Below are 22,732 nucleotides of genomic sequence, written 5' to 3' on the forward strand. Positions count from 1 at the left end.
AATTAACCGAGCTTCAGACCGTTGACAAAGTTGATTAGCGGGGAAATGTGCCGAATGGGTCGTCACGGCGTAAGCCGTCGAAGCGTCCATCGGTGCAGTCGCCCCGCCAGTCACCGCACTATCAATGAGGTTTGTCAGCAACCTCAAGCCCGCTATTAACCGGGCTTAAAATGTCTTAGTAGCTTGACGCGGCCGCTTGCTGACCTGAAACAATAGCGACCCCAGAGCTCGTACCAATTCGAGTCGCTCCTGCCAGAATCATTTTTTCTGCAGTGGCTCGGTCACGAACGGCCCCGGATGCCTTAACACCCATCACCGGGCCTACCGTGGCACGCATCAATTTTACATGTTCCTCTTTAGCGCCACCGGTGCTGAAACCTGTTGAAGTTTTCACAAAAGCAACGTCTAACTCACGACACATTTCACAAACTTGGACGATTTGTGCATCGCTGAGCAGGCAAGTTTCTAATATTACCTTCAACGGTGTAGAGGCGCAATTATCGCGCACGGCCTTGATGTCAGCTTTGACTTCAGCAATTTTGTTGCTTTTCAGCCAGCCAACATTAATAACCATATCAATCTCTTGTGCGCCGGCATTGATAGCTGCTTGAGCTTCAAATGCTTTTGCTTCAGTCAGACCTGCACCCAATGGGAAGCCAATAACTGAACACACTTTAACCGGGCTGCCAGAGAGCTGTTGGGCCGCTAATGGAACATAACCTGAGTTCACACAGACGGCATAGAAATGGTGTTGTTTGGCTTCTTGACACAGCTTAATAATTTGTGCTTCGGTGGCATCCATTGCCAATAGGGTATGATCGATGTAATTGGCATAATTGATTGTCATGATTATTATCCTGTTGTTTATCTATAAGTTGGCTCTATTGTTATAATAATAACATTTATTGGATAAAACAAAGATATTATTCACTAAATCCCACATTGTTTGTTATTTTAATAACATCCATAGTGAGGGTGGTAGACTGATTTATTTGTTATTTATTGATTTAAAAGTGTTTTATTTAGCTTTGGAGAAAGGGAGAGAATAATGCCGATCTTTTGGCTCAATCGGCAATGTGAGATCAATAACGTGGCGTGTTTAGCTTCTGACCCACCCTCGACTGATCGGTAAGGCAAAGCTCATGTGATAAAGGCGCTTCATGCCACCCGAGATAGCATCTCCGAACAGATTCCACACCAACTGAGCGAACAGGCAACCGATAATCCCCAGCAAGAAGGCACCTACCATATCTAAAGGCCAGTGAACACCCAGATAGACCCGAGACCAAGCAATGGCGATGGCAACGAGCATCATGGTGATCGCGGACCAAACTTTGTGCCAGAAAACAAAGGCTAAGGCGACAGTAAAAATAGCGGTGCCATGGTCACTTGGGAAAGAGCTATCTGGTGCATGGCTCAAAAAGTTATAGCCAAAACCCACCACAAAAGGCCGGTCATGAGGGAAAAGCATGCCGATACAGGCGGCCGAAAGCATGGAAAAAGCGAGAGCAATGGCGGCCTTGGTGACCAGTGTGCGCTGTAAATTCATGGTGTTTTTCGGCCCCCAAAGCCACAAACCTACCAATAACACAGGAATAATCATGATCAAGTCGCGCGCGATAAAGGTCGCAAAAAAAATCATCCATGGCGATGATGCGGGAGTCGCATTTATCATGGAAAAGAAAAAGTAATTCATTTGTTCCATCATTCTGTACCTTTATTGCGGTTGTAATAGCCGCTAATCATCCAAAACAGAGTCAACTGGCTAAGCCAGACCCACCAACCGGCCCACAAATTGTGCGTCAGAAAATGTGCTCCGCGCATAATTTGACCAAATCCCATCAACATGCCAAGAGTGACACCGACGAACCAACACAGGGTCGCCAACCGTGGCCGTTCTGGGTAAAACAAGAAAAACAGTGCCATGACAGCAAAACCACTAGATGCATGACCGCCAGGAAAGCAGTGACCGGGACCGACTCCGACAGGTGCAGTCCCCATCAGCACATAACTGAGGGATTTCCCGCCATATTCCACCAGATCCCAAGGGCAGGAGTGTGCGCTGGTGGCTTTTAGAATACCGATCACCAACGGGCCAATACCAAACAGCAACATGCTGATCACTATTCGCCCATTGCGGCGATAGATGCCCCATAACAAGGTGACCACGGCAGCGCTGATAATGGCTATTTTCAATAACCGATGGTTCAGTAAATCCAGCCAGTAATTATGTTCCAGCGGAAAATTCTGCCCAACGGGATCAAACCAATAATTACTGATAAGCCAATCCAACTGCTCGTTGCGTGATAACCAGAGAAACAACAATCCACTGATCACCAGGCCAAAAACCTGCCAAAAATAGAATGTTAGCGGCAATGAGTAAAGGGAGTTTGTCTTAATTGTTGGTGTCGTTGAGACGTTATTTAGTCTCGGTGTGGCGACTTCAGATTGAAGCGCATGTTTGCTGGTCTTCACGAAATAACCTGAGCAGAAGTAGGGAGTGTTTTTACTGTAATAATTTTGCCTTAAGAAAGCCTTAAGGGGGGATGTGAGGGCAGTAATTGGCAGAGCTCAAATTTCAGGCAAGAAAAAACCCGACTAGTCTTGAACCTAAGAAGGCGGGACTATCGGGCTCCTCAATATGGGGACATCAAAGAAAAGCAGTGGCACTAATTCAGACCCCAGTCCAGTAAGAAAGTTCTGGCGAAATGAAAAAAGGTTAAAAGAATGTTTAGCTTTATCTTAAATACCTCTTTTGGTGCGTTAACCTAATATTCCTGGCCAGACAATGACGATCAACGAGCCCGCCAATGTCAATAATACGTTCGCAATGGCATAAGTCCCCGCATAGCCTAGCGCAGGGATGTTACTGCGCGCGGTGTCGCTGATGATATCCATGGCAGGTGCGCAGGTACGTGCTCCCATAATGGCCCCGAAAAGTAGGGCGCGGTTCATGCGCAATACATAAGCGCCAAAGAGGAAGCAGATGACGACAGGAACCAGACTGACAATCAAACCGGAAATTAACATTTGGCCGCCGACCGCGCCCAGACTGCTATTGATACCACCACCTGCACTTAATCCGACGCCAGCCATAAATACCATCAATCCAAACTCTTTCACCATATTCAACGCGCCTTGCGGGATATAGCCAAAAGTAGGGTGGTTGGCACGAAGAAATCCGAGCATGATCCCCGCCATTAACAGGCCAGCGGCGTTACCAATTCCGAAACTAAAGTTACTGAACTGGAAGGTAATCAGGCCAATCATCAGCCCTAAAATAAAGAAGGCGCAGAAAGCCAGCAGGTCGGTGACCTGACTGTGGATGGAGATAAAGCCGATTTTTTCTGCCACGCTTTTGACGCGCCGGGCATCGCCGCTAACTTGCAGCACATCGCCTTTATTCAATACTACATTGTCGTCAATCGGCATTTCGATCTGGCTGCGGATCACACGGTTAAGGAAGCAACCGTGGTCGGTCAGTTTTAAGTGGCTGAGCCGCTTACCGACAGCATTGCTGTTTTTGACCACAATCTCTTCGGTGACGATACGCATATCCAGCAGATCGCGGTCGAACACTTCTTTACCGTTACGAAAACTCGGGTCAAGGCGAGAATGGGCATCGGGATAGCCCACTAATGAGATCTCATCGCCCACTTGCAGCACCGCATCACCGTCTGGATTCGCCAAAATACCATTGCGGCGGATACGCTCGATATAGCAACCGGTTTGCCGGTAAATGCCTAATTCACGTAGATTTTTACCATCTGCCCACGCCACTAATTCTGGGCCTACACGATAGGCGCGAATGACCGGTAAATAGACTTTCCGCTGGCTATCGGTATCTAAGCCACGCTCGCGGGCAATTTGCTGAGCACTGGTGGGCAAATCCTGATGTTGAAGTTTTGGCAGGTAACGCGCACCCAAGATCAGACTGACTAACCCGATAAGATAGGTCAGGGCATAACCGAGACTCAGGTTGTCTTGGGCGTGTTGTAGTGCTGGATTATTGGCAATGGTATTGCGTAATGTATCGCCTGCACCCACCAACACGGGGGTGGAAGTCATTGATCCGGCGAGCATCCCGGCGGTTAGGCCAATATCCCAGCCAAATAACTTACCCAGCCCCAGCGCCAGAATCATTGCGCTGCCTACCATGACTAAGGCGAGCATCAGGTAGTTTTTGCCATCGCGGAAGAAAATTGAAAAGAAGTTTGGGCCAGCTTCAACGCCGACACAAAAAATAAAGAGCATAAAGCCCAGATTCAGCGCTTCTGTGTTGATGGTAAAGTGCTGTTGCCCCAGCAACAGTGATACCACTAACACACCAATAGCGTTGCCTAATTGGATAGGTCCCAGTCGCAGTTTACCCAGGCATAATCCCAGCGCTAAAACCACGAATAACAGCAAGATATAGTTGCCGTTTAACAAATTTGCGACGTTTATATTCACAGGTATGACTTTCTATTAGCCCAGATGATTCACGATGCACACGCTCTTGGTTTAGAGGCAGAGCGACACAATTCATTAAATTCTAAAAACTTATCGCCAGACAGGACATAAAGATAAGCGATAGCGGGGCTTATTCTAATCGGTCTGTTGCGAGACAGCCAGTAGTAAGCGGGAAGTTTGGTGTAGCCAGAGGGAAATGCTTAATTGCTCATTAAAGATGGATTTATGTGCTATTAACTGGGGCGAGATGTGACTTTATGGCACTATTTTTACTGCTGATTTTATCTGAGCTCAAATAAAAAAGGGTGTTAGACACCCTTTTTCGAATCAACCCATTGAGATTGAACGAGCACTCATCGGCTCTTTGCCAGCTAATTACTGGAACAGGCTCAGATTTTCTTTAGCGTAGGCTTCAAAATCAGTACAACCGCCAATATGCTTTTCATCAATAAAGATCTGTGGCACGGTTTCTACCGGTTTGCCGACTGTTTTTTCCAGATCAGCTTTGGTGATACCTTCCGCATGAATATCGATGTAACGGAACTTAAAATCGTCACGTTCAGTTTCCAGTTTTTCTGCCAGTTCTTTAGCACGAACACAGTAAGGACATCCAGGACGCCCGAAAATCACAGCAAACATTTAGAACTCCTTGATTAATCTGAGGTAATCACTTCGCCAATAATTACTGATATATTCGACTGTTAAATGACTACTAGCGCATTACTTACTCTCACTGGGGTCTACTATGCCCTTTGGCGACATGAAAAAAAAGCAGGATTTGCCTGTTGATATGATAAATCCTACCTATTTGCTTCTCGGTACTGTTACAAATTGTGGGGATTCAATACACTAGGTAAAAGCTTATATAGACCTAATGAATTTGGTGTTGCAGCTAACACTGTTGTGGTTTCAAATTCGGCGGGTACAGAGCCTATCGGAGGTAAAGATGCGCTCGTTAGGAGATATGCCCCGCATTGTGATTATTTCAGAAGTGTTGGGGATGCTGTTACTGGTTGTTGCCTATCTCAGTATTAATGACTTTTTGTCATTGCCGGGTACGATGGGCACACCGGCTGTTGCGATTATTATGATTTTTGTCGGAATTGGCCTGATGATCCCTGCGGCAGCATGTATTGTTTGGCGGGTCGCCAGTGGATTTGGTCCACTATTAGGCAGTGCCGATAGAATATCCAGGCCACAAACCAAGAAAGAGCTAGATAAAGCAGAATCCGAAAAAGAGAATAAATCTGAGTAGGATAAATACTGAGTCTTAATATGGGCATTAAATTAGTCGGGATTGATCATGGCGCTGTTGGCCAATATTCCGTAAGCTATGCCACTTTTCGTATTATGAGAATCGTGAGGTAGGTGGTTATGGATTCACTCATCGTCCCGGATTTAACCTTATTACGGCGTTGGCTGGATCAACTCGGTATCTCATTTTTTGAATGCGATTCCTGCCAGGCGCTACATTTGCCGCATATGCAAAATTTTGAGGGTGTGTTTGATTCCAAAATCGATTTGGTGGATAACGTCATCCTGTTCTCGGCGTTGGCTGAAGTCAGACCGACGGCACTGATCCCATTAGTGGCAGATCTCAGCCAAATCAATGCCAGTTCACTGACAGTGAAAGCCTTTATTGATATTCAGGATGATAATCTGCCAAAACTGATTGTCTGCCAATCACTGACAATAGAAGTCGGGGTGACATTGGCCCAATTTGGCTACTTTATGCAGCAGTGTGAAGAGCAGATTTCGATGATTATTCTGGAAGCGCGCGCCAATGATTTACTCTTTATTGGTACGAGTGAAGACGACGAATCACCGCAAACTGCCACTGCTTATCCGGTTATCCACTAATATCCCGTCATTCAATGTGCCGCTGATTCTGGCGGCACACGGCTATTACCCCTGCAAACCATAAGATCTTCTGCTTTTTACCCTCTTTTGCCAGATATTTATCGCCGTTTATACCATTAGTGGCGCATTACATAGATAAAGTGTGCATAAAAAATCGATAAAAGGCGTTTTTTACCCTAGAGTCTGGTGCAGATTGCGAACTGCGGTTATGCTGCTGTTTCTGCAAGGGGCATAATATTTCCTCACAAAACCAGTGATTATTCTTGTTAGGTTAATAATCACTCAGTGTGCATAGTCATGCATTCGGAGTTTGTGGCAATAGCACTTGGCAGGGTAACGGTGTTGTATCCGCTCGGATACAAATTTAGCGCGCTATTTCACCCCCTATTTGGAGGAGTTAACGGATGTTCACCCAACGTAAAAAGTGGTTATCGGGTGTTGCTGCTGGCCTATTAATGGCCGCGTCCGTCTCAGTATCTGCTGAGGAAAAAACACTGCACGTTTACAACTGGTCCGATTATATCGCGCCGGATACGCTGGCTAATTTCCAAAAAGAAACCGGCATTAAGGTTGTCTATGATGTGTTTGACTCCAACGAGGTGTTGGAAGGTAAGTTGATGGCAGGGAGCACTGGGTTTGATTTAGTGGTGCCGTCAGCCAGTTTCCTTGAACGCCAATTATCTGCTGGTGTATTTAAGCCGTTAGATAAAAGTAAATTACCTAATTACAAAAATCTTGATCCTGAATTACTGGCGCTCGTCAGCAAACACGACCCAGATAATAAATTCGCGATCCCTTATCTGTGGGCGACGACCGGTATCGGCTATAACGTCGAAAAAGTGAAAGCCGCGTTAGGAAAAGATGCACCGGTAAACAGTTGGGATCTGGTGCTGAAGCCTGAAAACCTTGAGAAGCTGAAAAGTTGCGGCGTCTCTTTCTTGGATGCGCCAAGTGAGATTTTTGCCACTGTGCTGAATTACCTGGGCAAAGATCCAAACAGTATTCAGGCGACTGATTACACGGGGCCAGCAACGGAATTGTTATTGAAATTACGGCCGAATATCCGTTATTTCCACTCATCACAATATATTAATGATCTGGCAAACGGTGACATCTGCGTGGCGGTTGGTTGGGCTGGTGACATCATGCAGGCCTCTAATCGTGCTAAAGAAGCGAAGAATGGGGTGAATGTGGCTTACAGCATTCCAAAAGAGGGAGCACTGGCTTTCTTTGATGTGTTTGCCATGCCATCTGATGCTAAAAATCAGGATGAAGCCTATCAGTTCCTTAATTACCTGATGCGGCCTGATGTGATTGCGAATATCAGCAACCACGTGTTCTATGCTAATGCCAACAAAGCGGCGACCCCGTTGGTGAATGCCGAGGTCCGCGATAACCCGGGTATTTATCCACCGGCAGAGGTGCGCGCTAAAATGTTCACACTGAAAGTACAAGATCCGAAAATTGATCGTGTGATCACGCGGGCTTGGACAAAAGTGAAAAGTGGTAAATAACCCGTTAATGGGCAAGTAAAATAGACCATGGTAGGGACAGGGGGGTTATCTCTCTGTTCCTGTTTTTTATTGTGCCGCAGCTAGAATGCGGCCTGTTCTGCTTTTACGGAGAGCACGCTGAGTGAATGATGTAATTCCCCGCCCGCAGCCCAAATCCCAGAAGGTGTTTACGCCCTTGCTGGAGATTCGCAACTTAACTAAATCATTTGATGGTCAGGCCGCAGTAGATGATGTCAATTTGACCATCTACAAAGGTGAGATCTTTGCGCTGTTGGGGGCTTCAGGCTGTGGTAAATCCACCCTGCTGCGTATGCTGGCCGGTTTTGAACAGCCGACTCAGGGGCAGATAGTGCTTGATGGGCAGGATTTGTCCCATGTGCCGCCTTATCAGCGTCCGATCAACATGATGTTTCAGTCCTATGCCCTGTTCCCGCATATGACTGTTGAGCAGAACATTGCGTTTGGTTTGAAGCAAGACAAGCTGCCGTCGGCTGAAATCAAAAGTCGGGTTGCTGAGATGTTGACGCTGGTACATATGCAAGAGTTTGCCAAACGCAAACCACACCAGTTATCGGGCGGTCAGCGCCAACGTGTTGCATTGGCGCGTAGCCTGGCGAAACGGCCAAAACTGCTGTTGCTGGATGAGCCAATGGGCGCGCTGGATAAAAAGTTGCGCGACCGCATGCAACTGGAAGTGGTGGATATTCTGGAGCGAGTCGGGGCCACCTGTGTGATGGTGACTCACGATCAAGAAGAGGCCATGACCATGGCGGGGCGCATTGCCATTATGAACCGTGGCAAATTTGTGCAGATTGGCGAGCCTGAGGAGATTTATGAGCACCCAAACAGCAGATTCAGCGCTGAATTTATCGGATCAGTGAATGTGTTTGAGGGCGTATTAAAAGAGCGTCTGGACGATGCGCTGGTCATCGATAGCCCCGGCTTGCGCCATCCATTAAAAGTGGATTCCGATGCCTCGGTGGTTGACGGCGTACCCGTATTTGTTGCTCTACGGCCAGAAAAAGTGATGCTGTGCGAACAGGTGCCGGAAGATGGCTGCAACTTTGCCGTAGGCGAAGTGGTACACATTGCCTATCTGGGCGATCTCTCCATTTATCACGTAAAACTCCACAGTGGTCAGATGCTGAGTGCACAGTTACAAAATGGCCATCGCTACCGCAAAGGGATGCCCACTTGGGGCGATGAAGTGCAACTGTGCTGGGATGCTGACAGCTGCGTGGTTTTGAGCAGCTAATGTTTTTAAAAAAGCTAACGCTCTTAGAAAACTAATGCTCTTAGAAAACCTAACGCTCTTAGAAAACATATAGCCTTGGGGAGCTAAATATTGTGATACCAGAATCCACTCATGGCGCCGCAGAGCCACCGACCCCTGCGGTCGGGCCAATTAAGGCGCTGATACAACGTTTCCAGATGGCACATGGCCGCAAACTGGTCATTGCCATGCCCTATCTGTGGCTATTTTTGCTGTTTATGCTGCCATTCCTGATTGTGTTCAAAATCAGTTTGGCTGAGATGGCTCGAGCGGTACCGCCCTACACCGATCTGATGACTTGGTTGGACGGCAAGCTGGATATCTCGCTAAATCTTGGCAATTACCTGCAACTGCTTGATGATCCACTCTATATCGATGCCTATTTGCAATCACTGCAAGTGGCTGCGGTATCCACGTTTTGCTGTCTGATTATCGGCTATCCATTGGCTTGGGCTATTGCCCACAGTAAATCATCCACGCGCAATATCTTATTGCTGCTGGTTATCTTGCCGTCATGGACCTCATTCCTGATTCGGGTTTATGCCTGGATGGGTATCCTGAAGAACAATGGCATTTTGAATAACTTCCTAATGTGGACTGGGATTATCGATCAGCCGCTGATTATTCTGCACACCAATCTGGCGGTATATATTGGCGTGGTTTATTCCTACCTACCTTTCATGGTGCTACCTATCTACACCGCACTGACTCGGCTGGATTACTCACTGGTGGAAGCGGCGTCAGATCTCGGTGCTAAGCCCTTTAAAACCTTCGTCAGCGTCATCATGCCGCTCACCAAAGGCGGGATTGTGGCTGGTTCCATGTTGGTGTTCATTCCGGCAGTGGGGGAATTTGTTATCCCTGAACTGCTCGGCGGGCCGGACAGCATCATGATTGGCCGTATTTTGTGGCAAGAATTCTTCAATAACCGCGACTGGCCAGTGGCTTCAGCGGTAGCGACGGTGATGCTAGTGTTGCTGATTGTGCCAATACTCTGGTTCCACAAGCACCAGCATAAAGAACCAGGAGGCTCGCTATGAACAACCTACCGGAAGTGCGGTCGGTTTGGCGACGGGTGATCCTGATTATCGGTTATACCTTCCTGTATGCGCCGATGTTGATGCTGGTGATTTACTCATTTAACAGCTCAAAGCTGGTCACTGTTTGGGCAGGTTGGTCTATCCGCTGGTATATCGAACTGTTTAACGATTCGGCGATGATATCTGCTGTTGGATTGAGCCTGACTATCGCGGCCGCCTCCGCCACCATGGCCGTAGTGTTGGGGACGATTGCCGCTGTCGTGATGGTGCGCTTTGGGCGCTTTCGCGGCTCGACCGGTTTCGCCTTTATGCTGACCGCGCCACTGGTCATGCCCGATGTGATTACCGGTTTATCCCTGCTGTTGCTGTTTGTCGCCATGGGACACGCCATCGGCTGGCCCGCAGAGCGTGGCATGTTCACCATCTGGCTCGCCCATGTCACCTTCTGTACCGCCTATGTGACGGTCGTGATAAGTTCGCGCTTACGTGAGTTGGACCGCTCTATCGAAGAAGCGGCCATGGATCTGGGTGCCACACCACTGAAAGTGTTCTTTGTCATCACAGTACCCATGATTGCCCCGGCACTAATTTCTGGTTGGTTGCTGGCCTTTACCCTATCGCTGGACGACTTGGTGATTGCCAGTTTTGTTGCCGGGCCGGGTGCGACCACCTTACCGATGCTGGTGTTCTCCAGCGTGAGAATGGGGGTTAATCCGGAAATAAATGCACTGGCGACCTTGATTCTGCTGGTGGTAGGTATCATTGGCTTAATTGCCTGGTGGTTTATGTCCCGTTCAGAAAAACAGCGATTGCGTGAGTTACGTAAAGCTGCTCGCAGCTGACTGTTAAAAAATGGCTGATTGTGCTTAAAACTGTTAGTCTTTCTCTTACTTTGACGCCGCTTTCGAGCGGCGTTATTGTGAGGGATAACATCAGGTTGTAGAAAACTGAACAGGGATACAGACAGGGCAATATGCGATTATCATTTTCATCTTCAGCTACCACGCCCGTACCGGTTTTAATTGCTGGCACGGCTATCATTGCGACCCAATTTCTCGGCGTGCTCTTATTGGTGGCTGAATTGGGGTGGAGTGGTACGGGTGAATTTCTGGGTGAAAACCTGCAAAGCTGGGATTCCGGCCTGATTTTAGTCGCCAGTATCCTATTACTGCTCCTGGAAATTGTCTGTGGTGTTGCGGTATGCCATCGGCAGAACTGGGCGCGTTGGTGTTATCTGCTTTGCCAGTTACTCGTCATGGCCTACCTGCTGATAGTGTCACTCGATTGGCTGGTACTGGATGTTTTTCGCGTCGAGGGCGATAGTGGCGCGGAAATTCTGCATAGTCTACTGCTACAAAAAATTCCTGATGTGGTGATTATCGGCTTGCTATTTTTCCCCTGGCATCGCTATTTCCAGCACGCAAAATGAGTGTTTAACGTAACACAGTGCTACAATTCGTTCCCACCAACAGCTTCGGCTGCGAATTATTTAACGTCTCAGATTATAACGGTCAATTATTAATGCATTGCGCTCAGTATACGGCGGATCGCTGCCGTTCCTGCCAGTGGCTGGATAAACCTTATCCGCAGCAACTGGCTGACAAACAACACCATTTGGAAGATCTGTTGGCGGGTCATACTGTGGCTCAATGGCTAACGCCGATTTTCGGCCGTGAGAGCGCTTTTCGCAATAAAGCGAAAATGGTGGTCAGCGGCAGTGTCGAGCGCCCGTTATTGGGGATGTTGCATCGTGACGGCACCGCCGTTGATTTATGTGATTGCCCACTCTATCCCGCCAGTTTTGCACCCGTTTTGGCGGTGCTCAAAACCTTTATCGCTCGTGCGGGGCTGACACCCTATAACGTTGCCCGCAAGCGCGGTGAGCTTAAATTCCTGTTACTGACTGAAAGTACGTATAGCGGCGAGCTGATGCTGCGTTTTGTCCTACGCTCTGAAACCAAGCTAGCGCAATTGCAGGCGGCGTTACCGTGGTTACAACAACAATTGCCTCAACTGGCGGTTATCTCGGCCAATATTCAGCCGGTGCATATGGCGATTTTGGAGGGGGAGCAAGAGATCCCGCTCACCGAGCAGCAGGCGCTGCCTGAGCAGTTTAATCAGGTGCCACTGTTTATCCGCCCTCAAAGCTTTTTCCAGACCAATCCACAGGTTGCCGCCTCACTCTATGCCACGGCACGGCAATGGGTGCGCGATTTAGGCATCAGTAGTATGTGGGATCTGTTCTGCGGTGTTGGCGGCTTTGGTTTGCATTGTGCGGGGTCTGAGACTCAGCTCACCGGGATTGAAATTAGCGCCGAAGCCATTACCTGTGCGCGCCAGTCAGCGGATCAGCTAGGGCTAAAAAATGTCAGTTTTGCCGCGTTGGACTCCACCCGTTTCGCCACCGCAGAAGCACAGGTGCCCCAATTGGTCTTGGTTAACCCGCCACGGCGCGGAATTGGTGCCGAACTCTGTGATTATCTTACTCAGATGGCGCCTGAATTCATTCTCTATTCAAGCTGTAATGCAGAAACAATGGCGAAAGATATTAGCAGGTTAGCTGACTACCGTATTGAGCGGGTGCAGCTGTTTGATATGTTTCCGCATACTGCCCATTATGAGGTGTTGACCCTGCTTACCCTTCGTCCTTGAAGCTGCAGGGTTGTTGGCTGCATTCGCTCACCCGAATCACTTACTAATGTAAGCTCATCGGGATGAGTTCATTTGCCGCCTACCTGCAACTCCAATGACTTTGGGTATCTCTTTGGGTATCTCTTTGGATATCTCTTTGGATATCTCTTTGGGTATCTCTTTGGATATCTCTTTGGGTATCCCTTTGGGTATCCCTTTGGGACTTGAAGCTGCAGGGTTGTTGGCTGCATTCACTCACCCGAATCACTTACTGATGTAAACTCATCGGGATGAGTTCATTTGCCGCTTACCTGCAACTCCAAAGACGAAAAATATTACTGCGGGAACCACTTATCATTGATGGTTTTATATGTGCCGTCGGCTTTCACTGCTTCAATAGCTTTATTCAATTTTTCCAGCAACGCGGTGTTATCCGGACGTACGGCAATCCCCAGGCCCGTACCGAAGTATTGCGGATCAGTCACATGCTCACCCACAGACGCCAAATTTGGGTTGGTTTTCAGCCACTCATTCACCACCGCAGTATCGCCAAACACCCCATCAATACGGCCATTTTTCAGGTCAATAATGGCATTCTGGTAGCTGTCATAAGCGACGGTCTGGATTTCTGGGTGCTTATCCTGCAAATATTTCTGATGCGTTGTCCCGTTTTCCATCCCAATTTTCTTGCCTTTCAGATCAGCAAAAGAGCTGAACTTACCTTTTGGGGCAATCACAATGGCTGAGTTGGCATAGTAAGGCTGGGTGAAAGCTACTTGCTTGCTACGTTCTGGCGTGATGTCCATGCCGGAGATAACGGCGTCATAACGTTTGAATTTAAGCGCTGGGATCAGGCTATCAAAGGCTTGATTGGTGAATGTGCAGTTAGCTTCCATTTGCTTACACAATGCTTTTGCCAGATCCATATCAAAGCCGACGATTTCGTTATTGGCACCAATGGATTCAAATGGCGGGTAGGTGGCTGAGGCGGCAAAACGGATGGTATCCGCTGCAGTAGCACTGAAGACCATACCACTTAAGATTGTTGCCAATAGTAACTTTTTCATGCTTAAACTCCTGTCAGAATTTTTTAAATAAAATGTGTTGTTAGTTATTGATTTTATTATTACTAGTGATTTGTTATCGCGACTTATTTGGATAACTGATGAGGTTTACATTGCCAGTTTATGAATTTATATGCAAGTAATGTGATTAAAAATTTAGTTTTTTTTATTTTTTAAGAGAAGGGGCGCGACAACACTGCGAAGCCGTTTTGAACAACGCTTGTATTGGCCCGAAGGGTAGCCTCGAAGAGGCAATAATAAAGCCGTCCCGCCAGCGAAATGATGAGCCGAGGGTACCCACGAAGTGGGCAAGCGATACGTGCGCTAGCGCAGGGGTTCCAATGGGGTTACGCGCTTGTAACCCCATTGGCGGCTGAGGCGCTGGAGGCCAAGTGAACGCCGATCTGATGTCAACCGAACCGATCACGAGACCGAATATCAACCGAAATCTGATCCGATATCTAGCACCCAAAACCTGCTTCGATCACCGGGATAGGGGATTTATCCCCCTTAATTCCGCCGCTCAAACGCCAACGCTCTGCGCTCCACCAACCGCATCAGCAACGTCAGCAAGCCATTCACGCACAGATACACAATCCCAGCAGCACCAAACACCATCACATCATAAGTACGGCCATACATCAGTTGGCTGTAACCCATCACTTCCATCAAGGTAATGGTGTAGGCCAATGAGGTGCTTTTGAACACCAACACCACTTCGTTGGAATAGGATGAGAGTGCGCGTTTAAAGGCAAACGGCAACAGAATGCGTAACGACTGGGCTTTGGACATCCCCAGCGCTTCGCAGGATTGCCACTGACCGGATGGAATCGCTCGAACCGCACCGTAGAACAGTTGAGTGGTATAGGCTGCACTGTTCAATGCCAATGCAATCATTGCGCACAACCATGGCTGTGATAGCAAGCTCCATAACCACGGATATTCACGAATAGCCGGGAACTGCCCTGGGCCGTAATAGATCAAAAATATCTGTACCAGCAGCGGGGTGCCAGTGAACAGCGTGATATAGATTTTGACCAGCGGCGTGATAATCGGTGTTTTCAGCGTTAATACAATGGTAAACAGCAGTGATAACACTAATGCCACTAATAAGGACGCGATGGTCAACGTCAGGCTGGTATGCAGCCCTTTGAGAATCTCAGGTAGGTATTCCAACATCAGGATGGGCTCCGTTCAAAACGCGTGGTACGGAGTTCAATCCATTTGAGCACATACTGACTCAGCAGGGTCACTACCAGATAGATTGCCGCAGCAATCACATACCAAGTGAAAGGCTCCTGAGTGCGGGTGGCAATACTTTTGGTTTGCAGCATCAGGTCATTCACACTGATCAACGACACCAAGGCGGTATCCTTCAGCAGCACCAGCCATTGGTTACCCAAGCCGGGTAAGGCATGACGCCACATCTGCGGCATAATCAGGCGGAAGAAGATGGCCGCCTGGCTCAAACCCAATGCTTGCCCCGATTCCCACTGCCCAATCGGCACGGCTTTTAGCGCGCCACGTAAGGTTTGCGAAGCGTAAGCCGAATAGAGTAGGGCGAGGGCGATCACGCCACACAGGAACGGGCTAACCTCGAAATCATCAATATTGAGCTTAATTGGCAGCTCAAACAGATAGAGATTCAGGGTAAATCCGTCCGACAGCATCATCAGCAGCTGAGAGGAGCCAAAATAGATAAACAGGACCACCAGAATCTCGGGTAGTCCGCGTAAAATGGTGACCCAGCCAGTCGTCAGATAACTGACAACTTTCAAGCGCGACGATTCACAGACGGCAAACAGCATCGCCAGAACCAGACCGAGGGCCAGTGCACAAACGGCAAGGCCGACGGTCATACCGGCGGCGCTTGCTAAAGGTTGAAATTCATTCATGGGGGCTTAAATTACTGCTGGAACCATTTTTTATAGATTGTCTGATAGGTGCCATCGGCTTTAACTTTCGCCAGCGCAGCATCTAACTTACCCAGTAATTCGGTGTTGGTTTGACGAACCGCGATACCTAGACCGGTACCGAAATAGTCAGCATCAGTCACCTTGTCACCGACCGCTGCCAGTTGGTTATTCTGCTTCAGCCACTCATTCACCACCGCAGTATCACCAAATACCGCGTCCAGACGGCCATTTTTCAGATCAAGAATGGCATTCTGATAGCTGTCATAAGGGACGGCAGTGATTTCAGGGTGCTTTTCCATCAGGTATTTTTGATGAGTGGAACCATTTTGCATACCCACGCGCTTGCCTTTCAGGGCAGCTAAATCAGCCACTTTGCCTTTCTCGGCGATAAACAGTGCGGAGTTATCATAATAAGGCTTAGTGAAAGCAACTTGTTTTTGGCGCTCAGGGGTGATGTCCATACCTGAGATAACCGCATCAAAACGTTTGAATTTCAGGCTTGGGATCAAGCTGTCAAACGCCTGATTGGTAAAAGTACAGTCGGCCTGCATCTCTTTACACAGCGCATTCGCCAGATCGATATCAAAGCCCTGCATTTTATTATTGGCATCAATAAATTCGAATGGCGGGTAAGTGGCTTCAGCAGCAAAACGGATAGTTTCAGCGGCAGAGGCAGACAAACTGATACTGGCGAGGAGTGCAGCAACTATTAATTTTTTCATCGCAAATTCCCAAATAGATATCAATGTGACAGATAGCTGGCAAAAGCTTCGGTTGTTGGTTGAGTAAAGTGGCTGGCATCGCCTTGTTCCACCACGTGGCCGTTTTCCATGTAAACCACACGGCTGGCGGTTTTGCGGGCCACTTCAACTTCATGGGTGACGATCACTTGAGTGATGCCGGTTCCGGCCAATTCACGGATGATGCTGACGATTTGTGCAGTAATTTCTGGGTCGAGTGCCGCAGTGGGTTCGTCAAACAGCAAAACCTGAGGCTCCATCATCAGCGCCCGGGCAATGGCCACGCGCTGTTGCTGACCACCGGAGAGGTGCAGCGGGAAGCGATCAGCGAAATCAGTCAAACGCAGTCGCGTCAGTAATTTCTGTGCCCGCGCCATGGCTTCATCTTTTGACAGACCCAGCACACGGCAAGGGGCTTCAATCAGATTCTGTACCACTGACAGATGCGGCCAAAGATTGTATTGCTGGAAGACCATACCCACATTCTGGCGCAATTCGCGAATCGCTTTTGCACCCGGAGCTTGGGTAAAGTCGAAGTGATTACCGGCGATCTGCAAGGTGCCGGAACGTGGCATCTCCAGCAGGTTGAGCACGCGCAGTAGTGAGCTTTTACCGGCACCGCTTGGCCCTAGTAATACTAAGGTTTCACCTGCCGGACAGTCTAATGTAATGTCGAACAGCGCTTGATGTACGCCGTAGTAACAGTTAATTCCGCTAAGTTGAATACTCATGCGCCAAATCTGAATAGCCAATGATGCGGTGAATGGTAACTTCCGCGGCATACTTATGCAATCTTTGTGCGTTAAAATTTATTAATAACCAGAGTTCAGTAGGAAAAACAGCATAACATTTGGATTTGACTGTGCTCAGAGGGAATTTGTCGTGCGATGCATAAATCTGACAGAGCATCCGCAGCGGCAGATTAAAAAATAATCAAAAAGGGAATTTACTTGTAAATCAAAGCATACCGATTTTCTGGAAGAAAACCGGTACACATTGATGGCGAGAATAATCTAGTTGTTACTTCAATTTTATCTGTGTGAAAGTTGAGAAGATGGCATCCACATCAGCGGCTTGCAGATTATGCTGGCGTATTGTTTTGGTGAATACATCTTTATTGGCCACGGCTGTTTTTTCGCAGGTTTTCAACTCTTCCGCTATCTGTTTGAGGGTCTTGCTACTTAGCTCGCCAATATCAGTGCGCACAGTCTCCAGTGATTTTGGCTGCCAATGGGTTTCTGGCTGTGATAACCACTCAGCGCGATAGCGGTATTGAATCGCTTTTGCCGCATTGATTTGTGCCACCATAAAGGGCTTGATTGACGCCGCGTCGAGACCTAATGACGCCGCTTCCGCGAGGGATTTATCGAGCACTTTCTCTTCTTGGGTTAAATCTTCCACCGGCAAATGATTGGCCGCTTTATAGCCCGCGACATCTTTCATATAGCTTAAGCGCGCATTGATGAGTTGGGCGGTTTGCCCACATTCGGGGGCTGCTTGGGCGCTGATGGCGACAAAAAATCCACTAATGGCGAGGAGCTTGATGAGTGAATGAACGGGGTACATGGCAACTTCTTCCTTGTTGAAGTTAATGTTTAACGGGGCTGTTGGCAAACCCGCTTATCCGGCGGAGAGGTTGGCTATCCGCCGGAAGTGAAGCCTGTGGGATCAGTGATCACCCAGTAACTGACGCAAGCTGCTGGCGGGGGCAGAGACGCCCATAAAACGGATATCATCGACCACCCAGCAGGTTCCTTCGCGGATCATCAGGACTTCATCTTGCCAGGTCACTGATTTGCCGCCCGCGCTCTGATGAGTCAAATTAACACGCAGCGGAATGTTTCGGGCGTCGGTATTGGGAATGGTTGAGGCGCTGGCAACATCTGCGCTGGTCGTGCCTTCGCGCAGACTAGTAAAGATATCGCCGTTAATGGTTTGGGTCTTATTGACCTGAGTTGCGTTACGGGTACCCGCCTGTTTTCTGGCGGTCTGAATCATGTCGTAAAGCGCCTGACTCAGATAAGGGCGGAATTGGGCCGAGAGATTATCATCAGGCAAGCCAGTGTGATTGCCAATTTGCTGAACCCGCAGATCATAGAATTGTTGCGCCACCTGATCCGGGCCACCCGCAACACAAGGTGCTGTGCGGCTGCTGATATCCTTAAACGCCGGATCGACGGTGTTGGTACAGGCGCTGAGCAGAATGGCGAGAGGAAGAATCAGAGCAATATTTTTCTTTTTCATATGATGACCTTAGGTGAAAGAATCTGTTATGAAAGTGATGGTAGTTATTAACTTTATATGAGTATAAGACCAATTTTCCAGACTGTCTTATACTGGCCGGAAATCACTTTATTCAGCAGTTCTATGCTCCACGGATGACTATAAACCGCGCAGTTTGCCATGATCTTTTAGCCAGCGGGCGGTGCGATTAATGCCTTCATCCAGTGACACTAGAGGACGATAGCCCAGCTCTTGTTCAGCACGGTGGGTATCCAGCGTCAGATCAAAGTTGAGTTTAGCGACACCATAATGTGTCAGCACCGGCTCCTTTTCCGCTTTGTTCCCCAGCTTCTCCATGGCTCTGGCCATGATATCCATCATTGGATACGGCACTGAGCGAATACGGCACGGCATATCCAGCTCGTCGAGCAGATGTTGCACGATGGTGCGCAAGGGGCGGGGTTGCTGGTTGGTAATGTTATAGGCGCGGCCTGACAGGGTATTTTGGCTCTGGGTCGCCAGCCACATAGCATGGACGGCATTTTCCAGATAAGTCATGTCCACCAGTGCATTGCCGCCACGGGGCAGCAGCAGGGTGCCATAGTGTTTAATCATCTGGAGTAGGCGTGGCAACATCACTTTGTCGTGCGGGCCGAATAAGCCTTGCGGGCGCAGGATGGTAAAATGCGTTTGCGGGTTGGAGAGCGCCAATTGCTGGATAACCTGTTCACCGGCCGCTTTACTGCGGGCAAATTCATTGGCGAAACGGGCCGGGCGAAAATCTTCCTGAATGTTACGGTGATGATGATAATCGAAATAGATAGCAGGCGAGGAGATATGAATGAAATTCTCCACGCCATAGGCGGCAGCCCATTCGCCCAAGCGGCGTGTGGCGCGCACGTTCGCTAACTCAAAAGCCTGCTCGGTGCCCCATGGCGAGGTAAAACTGGAGCAGTGCCACAGGGTATCGACATCAGCCAGCATGGCTTTTGCCTGCGAGGAAACCAGATTCGTCAGATCCGCATGAATAAATTCAGCGCCCATTTTTGTCAGTAATGCACCCATCGCCGGATTGTTGCCCGCGGCGATGACTTTGATGTTCTGACGACGGAGATATTCAACGGCATTTCGGCCTAAACCACAGGTTGCACCGGTGACCAATACCTTCATAGCGAATTCGGTTCCCACCAAAAATCAGAATGCTAGCGCTTGGAATCATTCGCTCAGCAAATAAGATGCCATTCTTCCGTGAAATGATGCGCTATGCAATCAGAAAGCACCGACTATCCCCTTTTTCCTTGAATTTGCAGCGTTGTTGACTGCGAATGAGAAGAAAAAGGGGCATTAGTTATGCCGGAGGTTTATGGCAAACCCAACATCAAGGCCGGTGCGGGAAGGGGCGACAGTGCCTCGTGGCGCTTCGGTCGCTTATGCGACTACGACCCCAACGGAACATCTCCCCTTCAATCGACTTTGTGGGCACGCTGGGGCATGCGTTATTCTGCTGAATTTAAGGTGTTAGCGGGTCACCTGATTCGCTTTTCGTTGATGTATGACGTTCGCGATCATATTGCTCCGCCAGTGTCGCAATACGTTTTGCCATGCCACGGAAGATAAACAGATGGGCTGGCATCATTACAAACCAGTAAAGCAAACCACTAAAACCGGCTGGATGCCACCATGCCCGCACATCAAAACTGCGCCGCCCGCCTAAATCCTTGATGGTAAATGTCAGGCGGCCCAAACCGGGGGCTTTCATGCCGAACATCATCGCTAACTGGCGTAACGGTTTGACAGTAATGACTTTCCAGCCATCAATCAGGTCGCCCAACTCCAGCGTTTCGCGGTCGGGACGGCCATAGACTACACCGCCGCCCGCAATATCATCCATCCAGGCGCGGGTTTTCCACAGCGGGTTGCCGTAGAAATAGCCCTCTTTGCCGCCGATTTGTTGCACCACATGCCACAGTGCTTCACTGGAGGCAGTGGTGTAGAGCTGGCAACCAGCCTGCTTGGGATAGAATCCGTAACCGGGTCGCCAACGGGCGCGAGCTTCGGGGTCATAGCCCCAGTCAGCGGAGTCCACCACTTCATCTTCGCGACGTAGCGTCTCTCTGACGGCATCGTCAAAATTCACCAGTTGCTGTGGAATTAGCGCCTGTAATGCCTCGCCATCGGCGGGCAAATCGTGGTTCAGCCCCTCAATTAATGCACTGGCAATCGGAGTCGGCACTGAGGTGATCATGCTGATGAAATAGACCGAGATAAATCGGGTTGGCAGTGGGATCGGGATCAGCCAGCGCCGTTTGCCACTGATAGCAATAAAACGCTCGAACAGGGTTTGATAGCTGATGTATTCCGGCCCCGCGACATCAAAAATGCGATTCTCTTGCGCCGGATGATTGAGTAATTCTGTTAAGTAAACCAGCAGGTTATCCAGTGCGACCGGGGACGATTTCGAGCGCACCCAGCGCGGTGGCGTTAGGATCGGTAGGTTATAAACCATGTCGCGCATCACTTCAAAGGCGGCAGAACCGGGGCCGACGATGATGCTGGCGCGCAGTTCCGTCACTGGAATGCCACTTTGGCGCAGCAAATCACCGGTCAGTTTGCGAGCAATCAGATGGGGTGAGCTGTTGTTCCCCGGTTGTAATGCGCCCAGATAGATGATCTGTTTCACTGAGCCGGACTGCGCCTGTAGTGCGGCCTTCATATTATTGGCTGCTAGTCGCTCCTGCTCAATCAAATCCTGCCCATCGCCCATGCCATGCACCAGATAATAAACGACATCAATATCTTGCAAGGCAGCATTGAGAGTGGCGGGTTGATAGAGATCGACAAAGCGGCAGTTGACGCCAGGCCACGGCTGCTCTTTCAGCCACTCGACACGGCGGGCGGCGGCAGTGACCTGGTGCCCCTGTTGGCTGAGTCGAGGGATCAGGTGCTGGCCGATATAACCGCTGGCCCCCAGCACCAATATCCGTTGCGGCGTCATGCGCGCTGCTCGGCCAAAAATTCACGCCACAGTGCCACCACTTTTTCCAGATCTTGGCGGCTAACATTGATATGGGTAATCATTCGGGTGAGGGGGCCAGCGCTGATTAATACGCCACGTTCGCGCATCCAAGGGCCGAATTTAGCGGCTGACTCGGCTGATTGCTTAATATACAGCACGTTAGTTTGTGCACCCGGTGCCACAATCTCGACATCCAGTGAGCGCAGTTGCTGCTCGAGCCATGCAGCATTGTCGTGGTCATCTTTTAAGCGGGCGACATTGTGCTCTAAGGCGTATAACCCCGCTGCCGCCAGAATACCGGCTTGACGCATACCGCCGCCGGTCATTTTACGCCAGCGGCGGGCGCGATGAATGTATTCCGCACTGCCACACAGCAGTGAACCCACGGGCGTGCCCAACCCTTTGGAGAGGCAAATAGTCAGGGTATCGCAATATTGGCTAATGTCGCTCAAGGGGACATTCAGCGCGACGGCAGCATTAAAAATACGTGCGCCATCAATATGGAGCGCCAGTTTTTTCTCGCGGGTCAAGGCCCAAGCTTGCTGCAAATAGCTCAGAGGTAATACTTTGCCGCTATGGGTATTTTCCAAACTTAACAGCCGAGTTTGGGCAAAATGAATATCGTCAGGTTTGATGGCGGCTAACACTTTATCCAGCGGTAGGGTGCCGTCATCATTGGCGTCAATGGGTTGTGGCTGAATACTGCCAAGTACGGCTGCACCACCGGCTTCGTACAGGTAGTTGTGCGCTTTCTGACCGACAATATACTCTTCACCCCGTTGGCAGTGGGTCAATAGCGCGACCAAATTGGCCTGTGTACCTGTCGGCAAGAACAGGGCGGCTTCTTTACCCGACAGTCTGGCAGCTTCTGCTTCCAACGCATTTACCGTCGGGTCATCGCCATACACATCATCGCCGACTTCGGCATTAGCCATGGCATGGCGCATCGCGGCGTTAGGTTGCGTGACTGTGTCACTGCGTAAATCGATCAGCATAATTTTCT

Annotated in this window: 24 protein-coding genes; 9 read left to right on the top strand and 15 right to left on the bottom strand. The window is 49.3% G+C overall.

Annotation, left to right across the window (positions count from 1 at the left end; translation table 11 throughout):
* Positions 1–175: 175 nt before the first annotated feature.
* The 5 genes from deoC to ACZ76_RS16275 form a co-directional block, all read right to left on the bottom strand.
* Positions 176–847 (bottom strand): deoxyribose-phosphate aldolase, encoded by a 672-nt coding sequence (deoC, locus tag ACZ76_RS16255; protein WP_048619852.1) that lies wholly within the window; start codon positions 845–847, stop codon positions 176–178.
* 252 nt (positions 848–1,099) lie between these two features.
* Positions 1,100–1,705, bottom strand: a complete 606-nt coding sequence (gene ybjG, locus ACZ76_RS16260) for an undecaprenyl-diphosphate phosphatase (protein WP_162489045.1) — start codon at positions 1,703–1,705, stop codon at positions 1,100–1,102.
* Positions 1,705–2,376 (bottom strand): phosphatase PAP2 family protein, encoded by a 672-nt coding sequence (locus tag ACZ76_RS16265; RefSeq protein ID WP_048620337.1) that lies wholly within the window; start codon positions 2,374–2,376, stop codon positions 1,705–1,707. The genes ybjG and ACZ76_RS16265 overlap by 1 nt, the downstream gene beginning before the upstream one ends.
* A gap of 387 nt (positions 2,377–2,763) precedes the next feature.
* Positions 2,764–4,452 (bottom strand): aspartate:alanine antiporter, encoded by a 1,689-nt coding sequence (locus tag ACZ76_RS16270; RefSeq protein ID WP_032898269.1) that lies wholly within the window; start codon positions 4,450–4,452, stop codon positions 2,764–2,766.
* 375 nt (positions 4,453–4,827) lie between these two features.
* Positions 4,828–5,091 (bottom strand): GrxA family glutaredoxin, encoded by a 264-nt coding sequence (locus ACZ76_RS16275; RefSeq protein WP_004873700.1) that lies wholly within the window; start codon positions 5,089–5,091, stop codon positions 4,828–4,830.
* A gap of 307 nt (positions 5,092–5,398) precedes the next feature.
* Here ACZ76_RS16275 and ACZ76_RS16280 point away from each other — a divergent pair, with 307 nt between their 5' ends.
* From ACZ76_RS16280 to ACZ76_RS19360, 9 genes are all read left to right on the top strand, one after another.
* Positions 5,399–5,707, top strand: a complete 309-nt coding sequence (locus tag ACZ76_RS16280; protein ID WP_048619854.1) for a YbjC family protein — start codon at positions 5,399–5,401, stop codon at positions 5,705–5,707.
* A gap of 119 nt (positions 5,708–5,826) precedes the next feature.
* Positions 5,827–6,312: a type III secretion system chaperone family protein gene (locus ACZ76_RS16285; RefSeq protein ID WP_048619855.1), complete on the top strand. Its 486-nt coding sequence runs from the start codon at positions 5,827–5,829 to the stop codon at positions 6,310–6,312.
* Positions 6,313–6,716: 404 nt separating this feature from the next.
* Entirely contained in the window at positions 6,717–7,826 is a 1,110-nt protein-coding gene (potF, locus tag ACZ76_RS16290) for a spermidine/putrescine ABC transporter substrate-binding protein PotF (RefSeq protein ID WP_048619856.1), read from the top strand.
* A gap of 121 nt (positions 7,827–7,947) precedes the next feature.
* Positions 7,948–9,081 carry a putrescine ABC transporter ATP-binding subunit PotG gene (gene potG / locus ACZ76_RS16295; RefSeq protein WP_048619857.1) on the top strand — a complete coding sequence of 378 codons (1,134 nt, stop codon included), beginning with the start codon at positions 7,948–7,950 and terminating at the stop codon, positions 9,079–9,081.
* 92 nt (positions 9,082–9,173) lie between these two features.
* Positions 9,174–10,139, top strand: a complete 966-nt coding sequence (gene potH / locus ACZ76_RS16300; protein WP_048619858.1) for a putrescine ABC transporter permease PotH — start codon at positions 9,174–9,176, stop codon at positions 10,137–10,139.
* A complete protein-coding gene (potI, locus tag ACZ76_RS16305) occupies positions 10,136–10,981 on the top strand; it encodes a putrescine ABC transporter permease PotI (RefSeq protein WP_048619859.1) in 846 nt (281 codons plus the stop codon). Before potH ends, potI begins: the two co-directional genes overlap by 4 nt.
* Before the next feature lie 131 nt (positions 10,982–11,112).
* Positions 11,113–11,568, top strand: a complete 456-nt coding sequence (locus tag ACZ76_RS16310; protein ID WP_048619860.1) for a YbjO family protein — start codon at positions 11,113–11,115, stop codon at positions 11,566–11,568.
* A 92-nt stretch (positions 11,569–11,660) separates the two neighbouring features.
* The gene (gene rlmC / locus ACZ76_RS16315; RefSeq protein WP_048620338.1) at positions 11,661–12,791 is read left to right on the top strand and encodes a 23S rRNA (uracil(747)-C(5))-methyltransferase RlmC; all 1,131 of its coding nucleotides are present in this window, start codon (positions 11,661–11,663) and stop codon (positions 12,789–12,791) included.
* Positions 12,792–12,885: 94 nt separating this feature from the next.
* The gene (locus tag ACZ76_RS19360) at positions 12,886–13,050 is read left to right on the top strand and encodes a hypothetical protein (protein ID WP_156312867.1); all 165 of its coding nucleotides are present in this window, start codon (positions 12,886–12,888) and stop codon (positions 13,048–13,050) included.
* Positions 13,051–13,105: 55 nt separating this feature from the next.
* Here ACZ76_RS19360 and ACZ76_RS16320 read toward each other — a convergent pair whose 3' ends face one another.
* From ACZ76_RS16320 to ltaE, 10 genes are all read right to left on the bottom strand, one after another.
* Positions 13,106–13,837, bottom strand: a complete 732-nt coding sequence (locus ACZ76_RS16320) for an arginine ABC transporter substrate-binding protein (protein ID WP_048619861.1) — start codon at positions 13,835–13,837, stop codon at positions 13,106–13,108.
* Between the two features lie 507 nt (positions 13,838–14,344).
* Positions 14,345–15,013, bottom strand: a complete 669-nt coding sequence (artM, locus tag ACZ76_RS16325; RefSeq protein ID WP_032899150.1) for an arginine ABC transporter permease ArtM — start codon at positions 15,011–15,013, stop codon at positions 14,345–14,347.
* Positions 15,013–15,729 carry an arginine ABC transporter permease ArtQ gene (gene artQ, locus ACZ76_RS16330; RefSeq protein WP_048619862.1) on the bottom strand — a complete coding sequence of 239 codons (717 nt, stop codon included), beginning with the start codon at positions 15,727–15,729 and terminating at the stop codon, positions 15,013–15,015. Before artQ ends, artM begins: the two co-directional genes overlap by 1 nt.
* A gap of 11 nt (positions 15,730–15,740) precedes the next feature.
* Complete coding sequence (gene artJ, locus ACZ76_RS16335; protein ID WP_048619863.1) at positions 15,741–16,472, bottom strand: arginine ABC transporter substrate-binding protein; 732 nt, start codon at positions 16,470–16,472, stop codon at positions 15,741–15,743.
* 20 nt (positions 16,473–16,492) lie between these two features.
* Positions 16,493–17,221 (bottom strand): arginine ABC transporter ATP-binding protein ArtP, encoded by a 729-nt coding sequence (artP, locus tag ACZ76_RS16340; RefSeq protein WP_004873715.1) that lies wholly within the window; start codon positions 17,219–17,221, stop codon positions 16,493–16,495.
* Between the two features lie 289 nt (positions 17,222–17,510).
* Complete coding sequence (locus tag ACZ76_RS16345) at positions 17,511–18,056, bottom strand: chorismate mutase (protein WP_048619864.1); 546 nt, start codon at positions 18,054–18,056, stop codon at positions 17,511–17,513.
* 102 nt (positions 18,057–18,158) lie between these two features.
* A complete protein-coding gene (locus ACZ76_RS16350) occupies positions 18,159–18,734 on the bottom strand; it encodes a lipoprotein (RefSeq protein ID WP_048619865.1) in 576 nt (191 codons plus the stop codon).
* Positions 18,735–18,872: 138 nt separating this feature from the next.
* Positions 18,873–19,883 carry an NAD-dependent epimerase/dehydratase family protein gene (locus ACZ76_RS16355; protein ID WP_048619866.1) on the bottom strand — a complete coding sequence of 337 codons (1,011 nt, stop codon included), beginning with the start codon at positions 19,881–19,883 and terminating at the stop codon, positions 18,873–18,875.
* A 340-nt stretch (positions 19,884–20,223) separates the two neighbouring features.
* Positions 20,224–21,708: a DUF2867 domain-containing protein gene (locus tag ACZ76_RS16360; RefSeq protein WP_048619867.1), complete on the bottom strand. Its 1,485-nt coding sequence runs from the start codon at positions 21,706–21,708 to the stop codon at positions 20,224–20,226.
* Positions 21,705–22,724, bottom strand: a complete 1,020-nt coding sequence (gene ltaE, locus ACZ76_RS16365) for a low-specificity L-threonine aldolase (RefSeq protein WP_048619868.1) — start codon at positions 22,722–22,724, stop codon at positions 21,705–21,707. The genes ACZ76_RS16360 and ltaE overlap by 4 nt, the downstream gene beginning before the upstream one ends.
* Between the last annotated feature and the right edge of the window lie 8 nt (positions 22,725–22,732).

The sequence above is a fragment of the Yersinia aleksiciae genome (assembly GCF_001047675.1).
GTDB classification, from domain to species: domain Bacteria; phylum Pseudomonadota; class Gammaproteobacteria; order Enterobacterales; family Enterobacteriaceae; genus Yersinia; species Yersinia aleksiciae.

What these genes read in the sequence shown, in the direction of transcription:
- ACZ76_RS16345 (WP_048619864.1), bottom strand. Translation starts at nt 18,056, where the DNA reads ATGTACCCCGTTCATTCACTCATCAAGCTCCTCGCCATTAGTGGATTT.
- ltaE (WP_048619868.1), bottom strand. Translation starts at nt 22,724, where the DNA reads ATGCTGATCGATTTACGCAGTGACACAGTCACGCAACCTAACGCCGCG.
- ACZ76_RS16310 (WP_048619860.1), top strand. Translation starts at nt 11,113, where the DNA reads ATGCGATTATCATTTTCATCTTCAGCTACCACGCCCGTACCGGTTTTA.
- ACZ76_RS16355 (WP_048619866.1), bottom strand. Translation starts at nt 19,883, where the DNA reads ATGAAGGTATTGGTCACCGGTGCAACCTGTGGTTTAGGCCGAAATGCC.
- potI (WP_048619859.1), top strand. Translation starts at nt 10,136, where the DNA reads ATGAACAACCTACCGGAAGTGCGGTCGGTTTGGCGACGGGTGATCCTG.
- artP (WP_004873715.1), bottom strand. Translation starts at nt 17,221, where the DNA reads ATGAGTATTCAACTTAGCGGAATTAACTGTTACTACGGCGTACATCAA.
- deoC (WP_048619852.1), bottom strand. Translation starts at nt 847, where the DNA reads ATGACAATCAATTATGCCAATTACATCGATCATACCCTATTGGCAATG.
- ACZ76_RS16280 (WP_048619854.1), top strand. Translation starts at nt 5,399, where the DNA reads ATGCGCTCGTTAGGAGATATGCCCCGCATTGTGATTATTTCAGAAGTG.
- ACZ76_RS16285 (WP_048619855.1), top strand. Translation starts at nt 5,827, where the DNA reads ATGGATTCACTCATCGTCCCGGATTTAACCTTATTACGGCGTTGGCTG.
- artJ (WP_048619863.1), bottom strand. Translation starts at nt 16,472, where the DNA reads ATGAAAAAATTAATAGTTGCTGCACTCCTCGCCAGTATCAGTTTGTCT.
- ybjG (WP_162489045.1), bottom strand. Translation starts at nt 1,705, where the DNA reads ATGGAACAAATGAATTACTTTTTCTTTTCCATGATAAATGCGACTCCC.
- ACZ76_RS16320 (WP_048619861.1), bottom strand. Translation starts at nt 13,837, where the DNA reads ATGAAAAAGTTACTATTGGCAACAATCTTAAGTGGTATGGTCTTCAGT.
- rlmC (WP_048620338.1), top strand. Translation starts at nt 11,661, where the DNA reads ATGCATTGCGCTCAGTATACGGCGGATCGCTGCCGTTCCTGCCAGTGG.
- ACZ76_RS16275 (WP_004873700.1), bottom strand. Translation starts at nt 5,091, where the DNA reads ATGTTTGCTGTGATTTTCGGGCGTCCTGGATGTCCTTACTGTGTTCGT.
- artM (WP_032899150.1), bottom strand. Translation starts at nt 15,013, where the DNA reads ATGTTGGAATACCTACCTGAGATTCTCAAAGGGCTGCATACCAGCCTG.
- potF (WP_048619856.1), top strand. Translation starts at nt 6,717, where the DNA reads ATGTTCACCCAACGTAAAAAGTGGTTATCGGGTGTTGCTGCTGGCCTA.
- ACZ76_RS16350 (WP_048619865.1), bottom strand. Translation starts at nt 18,734, where the DNA reads ATGAAAAAGAAAAATATTGCTCTGATTCTTCCTCTCGCCATTCTGCTC.
- ACZ76_RS16360 (WP_048619867.1), bottom strand. Translation starts at nt 21,708, where the DNA reads ATGACGCCGCAACGGATATTGGTGCTGGGGGCCAGCGGTTATATCGGC.
- artQ (WP_048619862.1), bottom strand. Translation starts at nt 15,729, where the DNA reads ATGAATGAATTTCAACCTTTAGCAAGCGCCGCCGGTATGACCGTCGGC.
- ACZ76_RS19360 (WP_156312867.1), top strand. Translation starts at nt 12,886, where the DNA reads ATGACTTTGGGTATCTCTTTGGGTATCTCTTTGGATATCTCTTTGGAT.